General features: G+C 62.1%; 13 protein-coding genes. 5 read left to right on the top strand and 8 right to left on the bottom strand.

Going from position 1 to position 15,197, the window contains the following annotated elements:
• Positions 1–78: 78 nt before the first annotated feature.
• Positions 79–750: a COG3650 family protein gene (locus J3D60_RS28300; protein WP_253493532.1), complete on the top strand. Its 672-nt coding sequence runs from the start codon at positions 79–81 to the stop codon at positions 748–750.
• Positions 751–856: 106 nt separating this feature from the next.
• Complete coding sequence (locus J3D60_RS28295; protein ID WP_253493531.1) at positions 857–2,470, top strand: NAD(P)/FAD-dependent oxidoreductase; 1,614 nt, start codon at positions 857–859, stop codon at positions 2,468–2,470.
• Positions 2,471–2,531: 61 nt separating this feature from the next.
• Here J3D60_RS28295 and J3D60_RS28290 read toward each other — a convergent pair whose 3' ends face one another.
• The gene (locus J3D60_RS28290; protein ID WP_065938805.1) at positions 2,532–3,626 is read right to left on the bottom strand and encodes a PLP-dependent cysteine synthase family protein; all 1,095 of its coding nucleotides are present in this window, start codon (positions 3,624–3,626) and stop codon (positions 2,532–2,534) included.
• 216 nt (positions 3,627–3,842) lie between these two features.
• Between J3D60_RS28290 and nhaA the strand changes: the two genes are divergently transcribed.
• Positions 3,843–5,018 carry a Na+/H+ antiporter NhaA gene (nhaA, locus tag J3D60_RS28285; RefSeq protein WP_065938804.1) on the top strand — a complete coding sequence of 392 codons (1,176 nt, stop codon included), beginning with the start codon at positions 3,843–3,845 and terminating at the stop codon, positions 5,016–5,018.
• A gap of 76 nt (positions 5,019–5,094) precedes the next feature.
• Here nhaA and J3D60_RS28280 read toward each other — a convergent pair whose 3' ends face one another.
• Positions 5,095–5,559: a glycine zipper 2TM domain-containing protein gene (locus J3D60_RS28280; RefSeq protein WP_003189251.1), complete on the bottom strand. Its 465-nt coding sequence runs from the start codon at positions 5,557–5,559 to the stop codon at positions 5,095–5,097.
• Between the two features lie 157 nt (positions 5,560–5,716).
• Between J3D60_RS28280 and J3D60_RS28275 the strand changes: the two genes are divergently transcribed.
• Entirely contained in the window at positions 5,717–5,977 is a 261-nt protein-coding gene (locus J3D60_RS28275; protein ID WP_253493529.1) for a hypothetical protein, read from the top strand.
• Positions 5,978–6,013: 36 nt separating this feature from the next.
• Here J3D60_RS28275 and pdxH read toward each other — a convergent pair whose 3' ends face one another.
• From pdxH to dinG, 5 genes are all read right to left on the bottom strand, one after another.
• Positions 6,014–6,661 carry a pyridoxamine 5'-phosphate oxidase gene (gene pdxH / locus J3D60_RS28270; RefSeq protein ID WP_253493527.1) on the bottom strand — a complete coding sequence of 216 codons (648 nt, stop codon included), beginning with the start codon at positions 6,659–6,661 and terminating at the stop codon, positions 6,014–6,016.
• 27 nt (positions 6,662–6,688) lie between these two features.
• Entirely contained in the window at positions 6,689–7,855 is a 1,167-nt protein-coding gene (locus tag J3D60_RS28265) for an OmpA family protein (RefSeq protein ID WP_253493525.1), read from the bottom strand.
• A 143-nt stretch (positions 7,856–7,998) separates the two neighbouring features.
• Positions 7,999–9,144, bottom strand: a complete 1,146-nt coding sequence (locus J3D60_RS28260; protein ID WP_141156937.1) for a serine hydrolase domain-containing protein — start codon at positions 9,142–9,144, stop codon at positions 7,999–8,001.
• Positions 9,145–9,226: 82 nt separating this feature from the next.
• Positions 9,227–11,524 carry a beta-galactosidase gene (locus tag J3D60_RS28255; RefSeq protein ID WP_253493524.1) on the bottom strand — a complete coding sequence of 766 codons (2,298 nt, stop codon included), beginning with the start codon at positions 11,522–11,524 and terminating at the stop codon, positions 9,227–9,229.
• 98 nt (positions 11,525–11,622) lie between these two features.
• Entirely contained in the window at positions 11,623–13,767 is a 2,145-nt protein-coding gene (gene dinG, locus J3D60_RS28250; RefSeq protein ID WP_027604440.1) for an ATP-dependent DNA helicase DinG, read from the bottom strand.
• 99 nt (positions 13,768–13,866) lie between these two features.
• Between dinG and J3D60_RS28245 the strand changes: the two genes are divergently transcribed.
• Positions 13,867–14,331 (top strand): CopD family protein, encoded by a 465-nt coding sequence (locus tag J3D60_RS28245; protein WP_065938798.1) that lies wholly within the window; start codon positions 13,867–13,869, stop codon positions 14,329–14,331.
• Between the two features lie 45 nt (positions 14,332–14,376).
• Here the strand turns inward: J3D60_RS28245 and J3D60_RS28240 are convergent, their stop codons facing one another.
• The gene (locus tag J3D60_RS28240; RefSeq protein ID WP_253493523.1) at positions 14,377–15,135 is read right to left on the bottom strand and encodes a collagen-like protein; all 759 of its coding nucleotides are present in this window, start codon (positions 15,133–15,135) and stop codon (positions 14,377–14,379) included.
• Positions 15,136–15,197: the final 62 nt, after the last annotated feature.

Here is a 15,197-nt window from a genome sequence, read left to right as displayed (position 1 = left end):
ATGCCTGAAGCGGGCGGACGGGGTTGTGATGCAACGCCAGCCTGCGTAACGTGGCGGCACTTGTCTGGAGACCCGATCATGCGTGCCGCCCGTACCCTCGCCCTGTTTGCCTTGCTTCCTGTATTCGCCGCTTGCCAGATGTTCGAAAACGAGCCGACCAAGCCGTCTACCGCCGGGTTGACCCGCATGCAGGGCGAACTCACGGCAGTAGGTGGCAAGCTGTTGTTCCAGCCGTGCGACGATAAACGCAACTACGTCGTCAACGACACCAGTGGCACCAGCATCCTGCAGGAAGCGGCCTCCCTGGCCGGCCAGCAAGGGGCATTGTTTGCCGATTTGCGTGGCAAGTTCTCGGGCGTCGCCAGCGGCACCCAGGGCAGCGTCGACCTGCAACAACTCTATCGCGTAGAGCGCTCGACCTCTGCCTGCACCGACCCGGACTTCAAGCGCATGACCCTGCGGGCCAACGGCCACAAGCCGGCCTGGGCCATGAACGTCACCGCCAAGGGCATGGTGCTCGAGCGTGAAGGCCAGCCGCCACTGGCGGTGCCTTATGTCGAAGAGCAGATCGGCGACGGCCGCTTCAACCTGATGACCGAAGCCAACAACCAGCACATCGAACTGTGGGTTGCGCCGCAACGCTGCATCGACAGCGTCAGCGGCAGCCTGCAACACATGACGGCGGAATTGCGCGTCAACGGCCAGGTACAGCGCGGTTGCGCGGCGTTTGGTGGTTCCCGGGACGACTGATTCAGCGCAGCGCTGTTTTAACCTGACGGAAAACCGCCATTGAGGCTTATAATCGCCGGTTTGCAAAACAGCCGGCCTCTTTGCCCGCCGCCTACCGGATCCCGTCATGTTACGAATCACTGAACTCAAGCTGCCCATCGACCATCCCGAAGAAGACCTGCGGCCTGCCATCGTGCAGCGCCTGGGCATCGCCAGTGATGACCTGCTCGATTTCACCCTGTTCAAACGCAGCTACGACGCGCGCAAGAAGTCGTCGGAGCTGTGCTTCATCTACACCATCGACCTCAATGTGAAGGGTGAGGCCGCCCTGCTGCTCAAGTTCGCCGATGACCGCAACGTCAACCCGGCGCCGGACGTCAGCTACAAGGTCGTGGGCCAGGCCCCGGAAGGCTTGGTCGAACGGCCTGTGGTCGTCGGTTTTGGCCCGTGCGGTATCTTCGCCGGGCTGTTGCTGGCGCAGATGGGCTTCAAGCCGATCATCCTCGAACGCGGCAAGGAAGTACGCCAGCGCACCAAGGACACCTGGGGCCTGTGGCGCAAAAGCGTGCTCAACCCCGAGTCCAACGTGCAGTTCGGTGAAGGCGGCGCCGGGACCTTCTCCGACGGCAAGCTCTACAGCCAGATCAAGGACCCGAAATTCCACGGTCGCAAAGTCCTGCACGAGTTCGTCAAGGCCGGCGCGCCGGAAGAAATCCTCTACGTCAGCAAACCCCACATCGGTACCTTCCGCCTGACCGGCGTGGTGGAAAACATGCGCGAGCAGATCATCGCCCTGGGCGGTGAAGTGCGCTTCGAGCAACGGGTGACCGACGTGCTGATCGAAGACGGCCAGTTGAATGGCGTGATCATCGACGGTGGGGAACAGATCCTCTCCAAACATGTGATCCTGGCCCTCGGCCACAGCGCCCGCGACACCTTCCGCATGCTCCATGGCCGCGGCGTCTACATGGAAGCCAAACCGTTCTCGGTGGGGTTCCGGATCGAACACCCGCAATCGCTGATCGACGCCGCGCGCCTGGGCAAATATGCCGGGCACCCGAAGCTGGGCGCCGCCGACTACAAGCTGGTGCACCACGCCAAGAACGGCCGTTCGGTCTACAGCTTCTGCATGTGCCCGGGGGGCACTGTGGTAGCAGCGACCTCCGAGCCGAACCGTGTGGTGACCAACGGCATGAGCCAGTACTCGCGTAACGAGCGCAATGCCAACTCCGGCATCGTGGTCGGCATCACGCCGGAAGTGGATTACCCAGGTGGCCCGCTGGCGGGTATCGAGTTGCAGGAGCGCCTGGAGTCCCACGCCTACATCCTCGGCGGCAGCAACTACGAGGCCCCGGCACAGTTGGTCGGCGACTTTATCGCCGGTAAGCCGTCCACGGCCATCGGCAGTGTGGAACCGTCCTACAAGCCAGGTGTGGCCCTGGGCGACCTGGCCTTGGCCTTGCCGGACTTCGCCATCGAAGCGATCCGCGAAGCACTGCCTGCGTTCGAGAAGCAGATCAAGGGCTACTCGCTGCACGATGCCGTGTTGACCGGTATCGAGACGCGCACCTCGTCGCCGCTGCGGATTACCCGTGACGAATCGATGCAGAGCTTGAACGTGAAAGGCCTGTTCCCCGCCGGTGAAGGCGCTGGCTATGCGGGCGGGATTCTGTCGGCCGGTGTTGACGGGATTCGGATTGCCGAGGCGTTGGCGCGGGATATGTTGGGTATCGAGGCCTGAGAACAGCGCAAATTAAATGTGGGAGGCGGCTTGCCCACTCCCACATTTGGTTTACGTCGGGTCAGATATTTGCGCGCAGGATGCTGGAGGGTAATGGCTCGCCCTGCTCCACACTGGCCGCAACGGCCGCGATCAACCCCTCGAGCGCATAGCCCTGCCCCGCCAACCACGCCTGATCGTAATAGGTCGTTGCATACCGCTCGCCCCCATCACACAAGATCGCCACGATCGAACCTGACTCCCCTGCCGCTTTCATCTGCTGCGCCGCCATTAATGCGCCAATCAGGTTGGTCCCGCTGGAACCGCCGACTCGCCGCCCCAGGCGCTCAGCCAGGTAATGCATGGCCGCCAGCGACAGCGCATCCGGCACCTTGACCATCGCATCAATCACCTTGGGCAGAAACGATGCCTCGACCCGTGGCCGGCCAATGCCTTCGATCCGCGAACCACAGTCCAGGCGCAGGCTGGCGTCACCGCTCTGGTAGAAATCGAAAAACACCGAGCGCTCGGCGTCGGCGCACAACACGCGGGTGCAGTGCTGGCGATAACGCACATAACGGCCCAGCGTGGCGGTGGTGCCGCCGGTACCGGGGCTGGAAATCAACCAGCTCGGTTCCGGGTGCCGCTCAAAGCGCATCTGTTGGAAGATCGACTCGGCGATGTTGTTGTTCGCCCGCCAGTCGGTGGCACGCTCGGCATAAGTGAACTGATCCATGAAATGACCGCCGCTTTCCTGGGCCAGGCGTTCGGACTCGGCGTAGATCTGCGTGGGATCCTGTACCAGATGGCTTTTGCCGCCGTAGAAGGCAATCTGCGCGATCTTTTCCTGGGATGTCGTGGCGGGCATCACCGCAATGAACGGCACCCCGAGCAGCCGGGCAAAATACGCTTCGGAAATCGCCGTCGAGCCGCTGGATGCTTCAATGACCGGCGCGCCTGGCTTGAGCCAGCCATTGCACAGCGCATACAAGAACAGCGAACGGGCCAGCCGATGCTTCAGGCTGCCGGTGGGGTGGCTGGATTCATCCTTGAAGTACAACTCGATGCCCGGCAGGCCCGGCAGCGGTAACGGAATCAGATGCGTGTCAGCACTGCGCTGGAAGTCCGCTTCGATGATGCGAATGGCTTCGCGGGCCCAGGGACGGTGGTCGCTCATAAGGAAGAACTCTAAGGATTTCAGTACCAATCTTAGGATGTTTCCTACACTGCACACAGATACAGTGACGACTCAATTGGACACACAATTGCTAGGCTTTGGCGCTACGCCACCCTACCCCATCTCTTATAACAAATAAGAATATAACTTTTGTTTTAACAACTAACGGTACGGGTTAGGGTACCCACCTATTGAACCTGGATTGGAGAGCATCCCTTGCCTCTGCGTAGCACTTTCACCCGTTTTTTCCAGCTGGAAGCCGCCAGCGGCCTGTTGTTGATCGCCGCTGCCGCCTTGGCGCTGATCATCAACAACTCTCCGTTGTCGCACCTGTATGGCGCGTTTCTCGACGTGCCGGTGGTGGCCCAGATTGGCGCGCTGCAAATCGCCAAGCCCGCGCTGCTGTGGATCAACGATGGCTTGATGGCCCTGTTCTTCCTGCTGATCGGCCTGGAGGTCAAGCGCGAGCTGCTTGACGGCCACCTGTCCAAGCCTTCGCAAGTGGTGCTGCCCGGCGCAGCCGCCATCGGCGGCATGGTGGTGCCGGCGCTGATCTATTGGGCCATCAATAAGGACTACCCCGCCGCCCTCTCCGGCTGGGCAATCCCGATGGCCACCGACATCGCCTTCGCACTGGGCGTCCTGGCACTGCTGGGCAAGCGGGTGCCGGTGTCGTTGAAGCTGTTCCTGATGACCCTGGCCATCATCGACGACCTGGGCGCGATCATTGTTATTGCAGTGTTCTATTCCGCCGACCTGTCCGGTGCAGCCCTGGCCGGCGCGGGCGCCTGCCTGGTCGCCTTGATTGCAATGAACCGCCTGGGCGTGATCAAGCTCGGTCCCTACCTGATCATCGGCCTGATCCTGTGGGTGTGCGTACTCAAGAGCGGCGTGCACGCCACCCTGGCCGGCGTGACCCTGGCGTTCTGCATCCCGATGCGCACCAGGAATGCCGAGCCCTCGCCGCTGCTTACACTGGAACACGCCCTGCATCCGTGGGTGGCCTACGGCATCCTGCCGCTGTTCGCCTTCGCCAACGCCGGGGTGTCACTCACCGGGGTCAGCCTGGAAAGCTTCACCCACCACGTGCCCATGGGCATTGCCGCCGGCCTGCTGATCGGCAAGACCGTCGGCGTGTTCGGCCTCACCTGGCTGGCCATCAAGACCGGCCTCGCAGCACTGCCCAGCGGCGCTAACTGGGGCCAGGTCTTCGGCGTGGCGATCCTGTGCGGCATCGGCTTCACCATGAGCCTGTTCGTCGGCTCCCTGGCGTTTGTGCCGGGTGCCAGTGAGTTTGCCGGGGAGGATCGAATGGGGATCCTGACCGGATCGATACTTGCGGCGTGTATCGGGTATGGGGTGACGGCGATGGCGAGTCGCAAAAAAGCCTGAGCCGACTGAAACACAGCCCATAAAAAACCCCAACCGGTCACCCGGTTGGGGTTTTCTTTTGCCTGCTGCTTACCGGTCAGCGAGTAACGCGGCTGGTGCCATCAACGGTCATGATGCGGACGCGATCACCGATGCGGAAGATTTCATTTTCCTGCACGGCTTGCACGTAGGCACGCATGCTGCCGTCGTCTTCGCGAACGGTGATTTCCACGCCCTGGGTGCGGGTCAGGCCTTCTTCGGTGGCCGAACCCAGCAGGCCGCCGGCAACGGCGCCGATCACGGCAGTCACGATACTGCCACGGCCACCGCCGATAGCGCTGCCGCCAACACCACCGATGACCGCGCCGGCAGCGCCGCCGATTGGGGTCTTGGTGCCTTCGATTTTTACCGGACGCAGGGATTCAATGGTGCCCATGCGAACGGTCTGTACACGACGCGCTTCGTCACGGGAGTACGAGTCGCCGGTCAGACTCGAGGCGCAGCCACCCAGCAGCAACGACAGCGTGGTAAAGCAGGCAACCAGTAAAACGGACTTACGCATAGCATCAACTCCAAAGGACAGGTATTCATTAGACGCTGCAGCTTGACGCCTGTCACGACAAGCCCGGCAGGAAATTGCTTTCATTCAGCCTCAGTACAGACTGCCCGTAGCCAAAATACCGACCAACGGTAGCACTCTCATCGTAACCAGGAACTTCATGGACTATTTCATCATTGTAGTCACTACCGTCGCCGGCCTGTACTTCCATGGCTGGCTGTACCTGCGGATCAGACGCTGGATAGACCGCGACCTGGCACTGTCCCTGGCGGGAGACGACCTGCACAAGCGTGCCTTTATGCTGCAACAACTGGAGCAGGCGCGGATCTCGAAGATCAAGCGAAACGAGTTGCCGCAGTGGCTGACGAACGCCGCACAACAGTACACAGCCGAAGTCTCTTCAACAGAGACTTCGGTGTGATCGATATCATTCCAGTGGGGTGACGAAAGGTGCCGCTCAGGGCGCCAGGCGCTCGCGGGTCCATTCGGCCCCTTGCAGACGGTAGTTCAGGCGATCATGCAGGCGGCTGGCGCGGCCTTGCCAGAACTCGATACGCTCCGGCAGCAGGCGATAGCCACCCCAATGCTCGGGGCAGTCGGGCTGGGTATCGCTGAAACGCTGTTCGGTAGCCTTGAGCAGGTCCTGCAGTTCTTCACGGTCACGAATGACCTGGCTCTGCGGGGAGGCCCAGGCGCCTAAACGACTGCCCAGGGGGCGGACCTGATAATAAGCGTCGGACTCCTCAGGCGTCACCTTGACCACCCGCCCTTCAATACGCACCTGGCGCTCCAGGGTCGGCCAGAAGAACGTCATGGCCGCAAACGGCCGCGCCGCGAGCTGTTCGCCCTTGGCGCTCTGATAGTTGGTGAAGAAGGTAAAGCCCTGCGCATCCAGGCCCTTGAGCAGCAGGATGCGGCAGTGCGGGCGACCGCCCTGGTCGACCGTAGCCAGGGTCATGGCATTGGCTTCCACCGGTGGTTGCTCGGTTTTCACCGCATCGGCAAACCACTGGTGGAACAACGCAAACGGCTCATTCGGGGCCTGGGCCTCGCTCAAACCGTCCCGTGTGTAGTCACGGCGCATATCGGCCAGTGCCTGGGTCATGCGGCTTTATCCTTGTGGTTCAGCGGATCAGTTTTTCGCCTGGTCATTCGCAGCCGGTGCAGCAGCCTTGGCCTTGGCCGGGGCCGGTTTCTTCGCAGCGGGCTTGGCCGGGGCTTTTTTAGCCGCGGGCTTGGCAGCCGCCTTTTTAGCCGCGGGTGCCTTTTTAGCCGGGGTCTTGGCGGCGGGGGCCGGGGCTGGAACGTTCTGCACCGCAACCATTTCGGCTACAGGCGGGGTCTTGCCCGATTGATACTTGCTCAACAGCGCCAGCATGGTCGTGCGCTGGGTGAACATGATTTCCATGCGGCGGTTCAGCGCGCGGCCCTGGGTGCTGTCGTTGGCGGCACGTGGCATCAGGTCACCCATGCCACGCAGCATCAGGCGGTCCTGTTTCAGGCCGCTGAGGCTGAAGATCGAGGCAATGGACTGCGCACGCTCCTTGGTCAACGCCTGGCTGGCAGGCGCGGTACCGGTGGCATCCACGTGGCCCAGCACCAGCACAGCGGTTTTTGGATCGGCTTCAACCGCCTTGGCGACGCGAGTGAACGGCCCCAGGGTAACCGGCAGCAGCATCGCCGGGCGTTTCGGGTTGTAGGAGCCGTCTACCGGAGCAATCACCACGAGTACGTTATCGCGACGTTCAAGTTGCAGGTTGCTGTCCTTAATGGCGGCGCGCAGGCGCGGCTCGTAGTCGTCCAACCAGGCCTGGGTGATTTTCGGGTCAGGCATTGGCACATTGGTCACGTCGACTTTGGCCAATGGCTTGGGTTTGCTTTCGAACGGCCACCACCAGTGGGTTTCGCTGTCGGTCTTGGCGACGGCAGGCGCGGCGTCTGGAGCCGGGGTCGCGGCCTTGAGGTCGGCTTTCAGGTCAGCCTTGGCATCAGCGGCCTTCTCGTCGGCGCTCTTGGAGGAGAACGGCCACCAGCTGGAACCGGTGTCAGCCTTGGCGGCCGGCGCTGGCGCGGAGGCGACAGGCGCAGCAGCAGCAGCGGCTACAGGTGCGGCAGGCTTGGCGCCGGCAGCGGGCTTGGCATCCGGCTTGGCGTCGGTTTGGGTCACTGCGTCCTTGGTCGTGGCCTTATCCGACCCAAATGACCACCAATGCCCACCCTCGGCATCATTTTGTGGAGTTTGTGCGCAACCGGTAATAGTGAGGCAAAGCGCCAGTGCCAAGGACTTGTTCGATAACATGAGATATCCACAAAATGAGAAAAGAAACGGGGGTCTCGATGACCCGTTAAACAGACGCTTACAGAACATTAAAGTTACATCATTTCGTTCAGCGTCTTCTTATAGTTGCCTTTGTAACAAAAAAATGTGAAACAGCAAGGGGTTTACAGACAACCGGCCAATATTCTGACCAACTTCTGTGCCCGTGGGTCCATAAGTACATAAGGCCCCAATGTATTAGTCACGAAACCAAACGCTACATCATGCTCAGGATCGGCAAAACCCACCGAGCCGCCGGCGCCTGGATGCCCGAACGCACGGGCGCCAAGGCCGAACGTGGCATTGGGCAATTGCGGCTGGTCCAACATGCAGCCCAGCCCGAAGCGGGTTTGTGTCAATAATGTTTTATCCGGCCCGATACTGTGTTCACGGGTCAATTCTTCGAGCATGTCGGCTTCCAACAAACTACCGTCCAACAAACCACTATAAAAACCCGCCAGACTACGCGCATTACCGTGACCATTTGCCGCCGGCTGCTGCATGCGTCGCCATTCAGGTTTATTAGTACTGGTGAGAATAGACGGCGGGTTGGCAAATGCCCGCGTCGTCATGGCGGTGGGCTCGCGCATCATTACTTGCAGTAAACGCTGCGCGGCTTCATCGCCCATATTGCCTTTGCTGCGCGCGATATGTGCAACACGATAAAACTCTTCGTCGGCCAGGCCCACGTGGAAGTCCAGCCCCAGCGGCCGTGCCACCCGCGCCACAATGGACTCACCCGGCCCACGCCCATCGGCGCGGCGCAGCAATTCGCCGACCAGCCAACCGTAGGTGATCGCCTCGTAGCCATGGCCCTGGCCCGGCGTCCACCAGGGGGCTTCGGCTGCCAGGGTGTCGACCATCAATTGCCAGTCATACAAGGCTTCGGTGGGCAGCATCTCGCGGATGGCCGGCAACCCGGCCTGATGGCAGAGCAACTGGCGCAGCGTAATGGTTTCCTTGCCGGCAGCAGCGAACTCAGGCCAGTACCTGGCCACTGGCGCGTCCAATTGCAACTTGCCCTCGGCCACCAGTTGCAGGGCCGTGACAGCGGTGAAGGTTTTGGTGCAGGAAAACAGGTTGACGATGGTGTCGCTGTGCCAGGCCTCGGTACCGTCCTTGTCGGCGGTACCGGCCCACAGGTCAACGACGGTTTCGCCGCCGACCTGGATGCAGAGCCCGGCGCCACGCTCCTGCGGGTCATCGAACAACGCGGCAAACGCTTCACGTACCGCTTCGAACCGGAGCTCGTAATGACCCTGAACCTGCACCTAAGCCCCCTCGGAAAACACCGTAAAAAGTGGCCGACATTGTTCCAGCCATTGTTGGATTTGTGAACCCGTCAACAAGGAATCAATGACCATTTCCCGAATGCCCACCGGCGTGTCCGGCGCCCTGCCCCGGGCCTTTGCCCTCGCGCCCAGGCTTGCTGCCTTCGCTTTCACGCGCGGTGCTGGCGGCCTTGGCCTTTTCCGCTTCCTTGCCCAGTTGATCCACCGCCGCCAGGTTGCTTCTACGCACACTGTCGACAAACCCCTGGAATGGTACGTCAGTGATACCCACCAGGCCGAAGTGGCCGTTTTCACCGTCCAGCAACCGGCCGGTCACCGGCTGGTCCAGGTACTGGAACCAATGGACGCCGACAATGGACGGCTCGGCCATGGCTTGCTTGAGGAAGTTGGCATACGCCGCGCTACGTTCTTCTTCCCTGGCCAACTGGGTCACGCCGCCCCAGAACGGGCCACGGTCCGCAGAGCCGAAGTTGAATTCAGTGATCAACACCGGCTTGTCCAGGGCGCGCAGCGCGGCAAAGTCATAGCCGTCCTGGGGTTTGAGCGTGTACATGTTGAAGCTCAGCACATCGCAATATTGCGCGCACGACGCCACGGCTTCCGGCGTACTCACCGCATAACGCCCGCCCAGCAGCAGTTGGTTGGGTGCGTGCCATTTCAGCGAGTCGGAGATGGTCTTGAAGTAGGCATCAGCGAAGGTCTTCTGGAAGTATTTGAAGTCAGCTTCGATTTCCGGGTGTTCAGGGTTGGGCATCGGCGGTTCGAAGCCCGGGTCTTCCATCAACTCCCACCCCGCCAACTCGATGCCCCAGGCTTTCGACAGGCCTTGCTCGTTGCGGTACTTGTCACGCAATTGCTTGAGGAACGCGCGCTTGGCCGGTACGTCGGTGGTCATGCGCAAGGTGCCGTAGGCCAGGGCGTAGCGGGATTTCGGATCATCGCCGGGGCCGGCCCAGGCCAGTTCGTTATCGGCAAAGAAGCCGATCAGCCACGGGTCGTCGCGGTGGTCGCGGGCGGCAATGGCCACCGCGCGCTCGGTCGCCATGGCGAAACGCGGATCGAACGGATCGGGCATGCCGCCCCACCAGTCGGTGCCGGTGCTGATGCTGGCGTAGTCGCCGACAATCGACAACGGCAAGGTGTACGGCACACGGTCGGCAGTGGCCAACGCGTCGTCGCTCCAGTTGCCGACGGTGTTGAAACCCCAGGCTTGCAGGCGATCAAGGGTATGGGTCACCCAGCGTTTCTGGTCAAACCCTTCGCCGCCATAAGTGCGCTGCAGGTTGGCGCCGTAGAAATCGTACCAACGCCCGGCAGCGAAGCCACGACCTTCACCCGCACCATTGCCGGTGCGGTTATCGCCGCTGCCGTAGTACTTGTCGAAGGGTTCACCGGCCTTCGGCAGCGCCGCGAACATCCACTCACGACCGGCCACGTAGGTCTGGCTGTTGTCCGGGGCCACGGTATTGACACCCAGGGAATAGAACGGATGGCCTTCCGGGGTCACGAGGTACCAGCGACCGTCGCGCTTTTCGGTGCGGAAAAAGCCACTGGCCTTGAACGCCGGCCCTTTGTTCCAGCCGCCGAACGTGTCCAATGCGGATTTATCACGCGCGGCCAGCCAGCCCTGCAGTTGGGTGTGTTCCTTTGCCGCAGCCGCCTTGAGCTGTTCGTCGCTGCTGACCTTTTCCGGCCAGCGCGCACGGGTGGACTGACCATAGGTATCCACCAGTTCGCTGTAGGCCGCCTTCAGCACCGGCTCGCTGTCCTGCACACCAAAGCGTTCCAGCAGGATGCTTTGCGCGGCGTTGGGCTTGATCATCGACAGGGTCACCGAGACCACCTGGCTACGGTCGATCTCGCCGGCGCTGCTGGCCAGCAACACACGCTGGCCATCCACGGTGATCGGCATCGGCGGGCCGGCCTTCATGCCCTGGCTCAACGGCGAGTTGGCTTGCAGCGGGATCAGCAAAGTCTGGGCGGGGCCGGCCGGCAGGTCGATGCGGCTGACCAGGGTCTTGCCATCGCTGCTCTGCACCTTGACGTAGAGGGTCAGCGCCCAGTCCATGGCACTCTGGATACGCAGGCTCATGGCACCGGACTGCGACCAGTCCCAGGCACCGGCCTGTGGGCTGAGCACCAGGCTCGGCTCGGCGGCCGGGTTGAAGGTGATGCGACGCAACACCTCGCCTTCGGGGGTTTGTTCGGCGTTGTATTGCGGCAGGCTGGCGTCCTGGGTCGCCACCTTGACCACATCGGCAGGCCGGACGAAGTTGAACAATGTCTGTTGCCCCGCGGGCGCGGCCATCAAGGGCGCAGTGAACAGCAGGGCAAATAGGGCGGGCAGCGTGCGAATCATACGAACAAGGTTCTCCCAAACGGCCGGTAAATAGCCTGATGACATAAATCGATAGCAGTGAGATAGACCACGAAGTGGGCGAATTCGCCCACGAGGGCTTAAGAAATTTCGCGCCGGAACGGCGGCAACGCATTCAGGATCGCCTTGCCGTAGCGCTGGGTCACCAGGCGGCGGTCGAGCAAGGTGATGGTGCCCCGGTCTTCCTCGGTACGCAGCAAGCGACCGCAGGCCTGCACCAGCTTCAAGGAAGCATCCGGCACCGAAATCTCCATGAACGGGTTACCGCCCCGCGCTTCGATCCATTCGGCCAACGCGGCCTCGACCGGATCATCCGGCACCGAGAACGGGATCTTGGCAATCACCACGTGTTCGCAGTAGGCGCCGGGCAAGTCCACGCCTTCGGCGAAACTCGCCAGGCCGAACAGCACGCTGGAATCCCCGCCATCGACCCGCGCCTTGTGCTTGTTCAGGGTTTCCTGTTTGGACAGGTTGCCCTGGATAAACACCTGCTTGCGCCAGTCGCGGTCGAGGCCGTCGAACACGTCCTGCATCTGTTTGCGCGACGAGAACAACACCAGGGTGCCGCGCGAACCTTCCACCAGGGAGGGCAGGTCGCGGATGATCGCAGCGGTGTGCGCCGGCGCATCCCGTGGATCGGCCTTGAGGTCGGGCACCCGCAGCACACCGGCGTCGGCATGATGGAACGGGCTTGGCACCACCGCCGTGACGGCTTTTTTCGGCAAGCCCGCGCGCATGCGGAAGCGGTCGAAGGTGCCCAGGGCGGTCAGCGTGGCGGAGGTCACCAGGCAGCCGTACGCCACGTTCCACAGGTTGCGGCGCAGCATTTCGGCGGCGAGGATCGGGCTGGCGTTGACCTCGATATCAAACAACGCACCGCTTTCCGACAGGGTCAGCCAGCGGGCCATGGGCGGGTTGTCTTCGGGGTCTTCGACGGTAAAGGCCGTCCACAGCTCCCAGTTGCCCTGGGAACGGGACAACAGGCTGCCGAACAGCGGGTACCATTCCTCGGCCTGGTTGCTGGCGATGCCGATGTTGACCTCACCGTCCATGCCTTCCTTGAGCAAGTCAGTCAGGCGGGTGAACAGGTCGGTGAGACGGGAAAAGCCTTTCTTCAGCTCGATGCCCATTTCGCGCATATGCTCGGGAATCATCCCACCGACAAAGCGGTGGCGCGGGCGCTCACGGCCTTCCACATCTTCACCGGGCTTGAAGTCGGCCACCTGTTCGCAGGCGCTGAACATGAACTGTTGCTGGGTCTTGATCTCCCGCGCCAGCTCCGGCACCTGCTCGATCAACTTGCCCAGGTCGCCGGGCAGCGGGTGCTGGGCGAGCAATTTGGTCAGATTCTTCGCGGTGGTCTCCAGCCAGTCGGCGGTGGAGCGCAGGCGCGTGTAGTGGGCGAAGTGGCCGATAGCCTTGTCAGGCAGGTGATGGCCTTCGTCGAACACGTAAAGGGTGTCACGCGGGTCCGGCAGCACGGCACCGCCGCCCAGGGCCAGGTCGGCCAGGACCATATCGTGGTTGGTAACGATCACGTCGACCTTGCCCATGCCTTCGCGAGCCTTGTAGAAGGCGCATTGGCCGAAGTTGGGGCAATGGCGGTTGGTGCACTGGCTGTGGTCGGTGGTCAGGCGTGCCCAGTCGGCATCTTCGAGGGCGGTGGGCCAGCTGTCGCGGTCGCCGTCCCATTTATTGCCGGCCAGTTTCTCGATCATGCTGGTAAACAACTTCTGGCTGACCTCATCCACCTCGATCTTGAAGCCTTCTTCCTCGAACAGCGACGCCGTGGCGGTTTGTGCGTGGCCTTCCTGCAGCAGCACGTCGAGCTTGGACAGGCACATGTAGCGGCCACGGCCCTTGGCCAGGGCGAAGGTGAAGTTCAGGCCGCTGTTGCGCATCAGGTCGGGCAGGTCTTTGTAGACGATCTGCTCCTGCAGGGCGACGGTGGCGGTGGCGATCACCAGGCGCTTGCCGGCGGCCTTGGCGGTCGGGATCGCAGCCAGGCTGTAGGCCACGGTCTTGCCGGTACCGGTACCGGCTTCGACAGCCACGACGGCGGGCTCACCTTCGCGGCGGCCTTCGTCATCGGTGTCGATATCCCCGAGGACCTTGGCCACTTCGGCGATCATCAGGCGTTGGCCGTAGCGCGGTTTCAAGCTCTTGGCTTCGAGAAAACGCGTGTAGGCGCCCTGGATCGTGGTTTTGAGTTCAGTGCTGATCATGGATAGTCGGGCGCAAAAAACGCTGGATAAATTTTCAGTGGTTCGGATCGGCAGCTATCATACCCCGCTAATTAATCCCGCGCAGAACGGAGTACCACAATGACCGCGTTTAGCCTCGTTTACACCCTGCATGTATTGGCCGCCCTGATCTGGGTCGGCGGCATGTTTTTCGCCTGGATGATCCTGCGCCCCGCCGCTGTGGCGGCCCTTGAGGGCCCTGCCCGACTCAAGCTGTGGGCCAATGTGTTTCAACGTTTTTTCGTGTGGGTATGGGTGGCAGTGCTGGTTTTGCCGATCAGCGGCGTCGGCCTGCTGCACCTGCGCTTCAGCGGGTTTGAAAGCGCACCGCGCTATGTGCAGGTGATGATGGGTTTGTATCTGGTGATGACGGCGTTGTTTATCCGCATCCAGGCGCTGAAGTTTCCGCAACTGAAGGCGGCGGTGGCGGCTGAGGATTGGCCGGCGGGTGCGGCTGCACTGGGGCAGATTCGCAAGCTGGTGGGGATCAACCTGATCGTGGGGTTCGCGGTGGTTGCGATTGCATCGGCTCGGCCGATGTTCTGAGTACAGCCGCAAGCTGCAAGCTCGAAGCTTGCAGCTGTTTAGAACTTAGAGCCGCTGAATAGTCACGGTACCCGCAGGCCCAGCTGGCCCCGGCTGCCCTTCCAACCCTGGGCGCCCCTTCTCGCCACCGTCGGCGCGGTACACCAGGCAACCTTTGGACTCCCCGCCTTTGCCCGGCTTGCCGGCCGTGCCGGCCAAACCGCCAGCACCGCCGTCCACCCAGACCTTGATGTGTTCCGCCGGGAAGTCCTTCGGCAACTCCACGTGCACCTGTGCACCCGCTCCACCCGGCAGGCCATCGCCGCCGTTATCGCCATTGAAACCGCGCCCCGCCGAGCCCCAGGTGCACCCAGGATCCACGCCATTGGCGCCATCCAGCCCGGCATACCCTTGGGCACCGGCGCCGCCACGGGCATCCACCGAGAGTTCTTCGGCCGTCAGCGAGTTGATGCGCAAAGTCAGGTCACGCCCGGCCTTGGCCGGTTTTTCATGGGTGCCGGGAGCACCGCGCGAGGTGATCTGGCTGCCCTGCTCAAGTTGTGCATGCCGCACCTGCAATTGCAGCGCGGTATTGCCAGGCACAATTGCGATGCGTGCGTCGCGGCCCAGGTGCAGTTCATCCACCGTGACCTGGCTGATGGTGGCCGGAATCAGCAACGTGCCGTAGTCCGCCACGTCCAGGCGCTCCAGTTGCAACACGCTGGTGCTGGAGGGAAGGCGCATCAATGAGTTGGTTTCGACACTGACGCTCTGGGCCAGGGCAACGGGGCTGACCAACAGGGCCAACAGAAAAACCTTACGCATCATGGGGCTCCTGAATGTTTTCAAATTTTTCTTTGGACGCACAGTAACGACTTCTACAGGCG

The organism is Pseudomonas sp. S3E17, assembly GCF_024168685.1.
GTDB lineage: Bacteria > Pseudomonadota > Gammaproteobacteria > Pseudomonadales > Pseudomonadaceae > Aquipseudomonas > Aquipseudomonas marginalis.
This window is presented reverse-complemented; position numbering and strand designations above follow the sequence as displayed.

Excerpts from the sequence above, each read along its gene's own strand:
- J3D60_RS28300 (WP_253493532.1), top strand. The coding sequence starts at position 79 with ATGCGTGCCGCCCGTACCCTCGCCCTGTTTGCCTTGCTTCCTGTATTC.
- J3D60_RS28295 (WP_253493531.1), top strand. The coding sequence starts at position 857 with ATGTTACGAATCACTGAACTCAAGCTGCCCATCGACCATCCCGAAGAA.
- J3D60_RS28290 (WP_065938805.1), bottom strand. The coding sequence starts at position 3,626 with ATGAGCGACCACCGTCCCTGGGCCCGCGAAGCCATTCGCATCATCGAA.
- J3D60_RS28280 (WP_003189251.1), bottom strand. The coding sequence starts at position 5,559 with ATGCGTAAGTCCGTTTTACTGGTTGCCTGCTTTACCACGCTGTCGTTG.
- J3D60_RS28275 (WP_253493529.1), top strand. The coding sequence starts at position 5,717 with ATGGACTATTTCATCATTGTAGTCACTACCGTCGCCGGCCTGTACTTC.
- pdxH (WP_253493527.1), bottom strand. The coding sequence starts at position 6,661 with ATGACCCAGGCACTGGCCGATATGCGCCGTGACTACACACGGGACGGT.
- J3D60_RS28265 (WP_253493525.1), bottom strand. The coding sequence starts at position 7,855 with ATGTTATCGAACAAGTCCTTGGCACTGGCGCTTTGCCTCACTATTACC.
- J3D60_RS28255 (WP_253493524.1), bottom strand. The coding sequence starts at position 11,524 with ATGATTCGCACGCTGCCCGCCCTATTTGCCCTGCTGTTCACTGCGCCC.
- dinG (WP_027604440.1), bottom strand. The coding sequence starts at position 13,767 with ATGATCAGCACTGAACTCAAAACCACGATCCAGGGCGCCTACACGCGT.
- J3D60_RS28245 (WP_065938798.1), top strand. The coding sequence starts at position 13,867 with ATGACCGCGTTTAGCCTCGTTTACACCCTGCATGTATTGGCCGCCCTG.
- J3D60_RS28240 (WP_253493523.1), bottom strand. The coding sequence starts at position 15,135 with ATGCGTAAGGTTTTTCTGTTGGCCCTGTTGGTCAGCCCCGTTGCCCTG.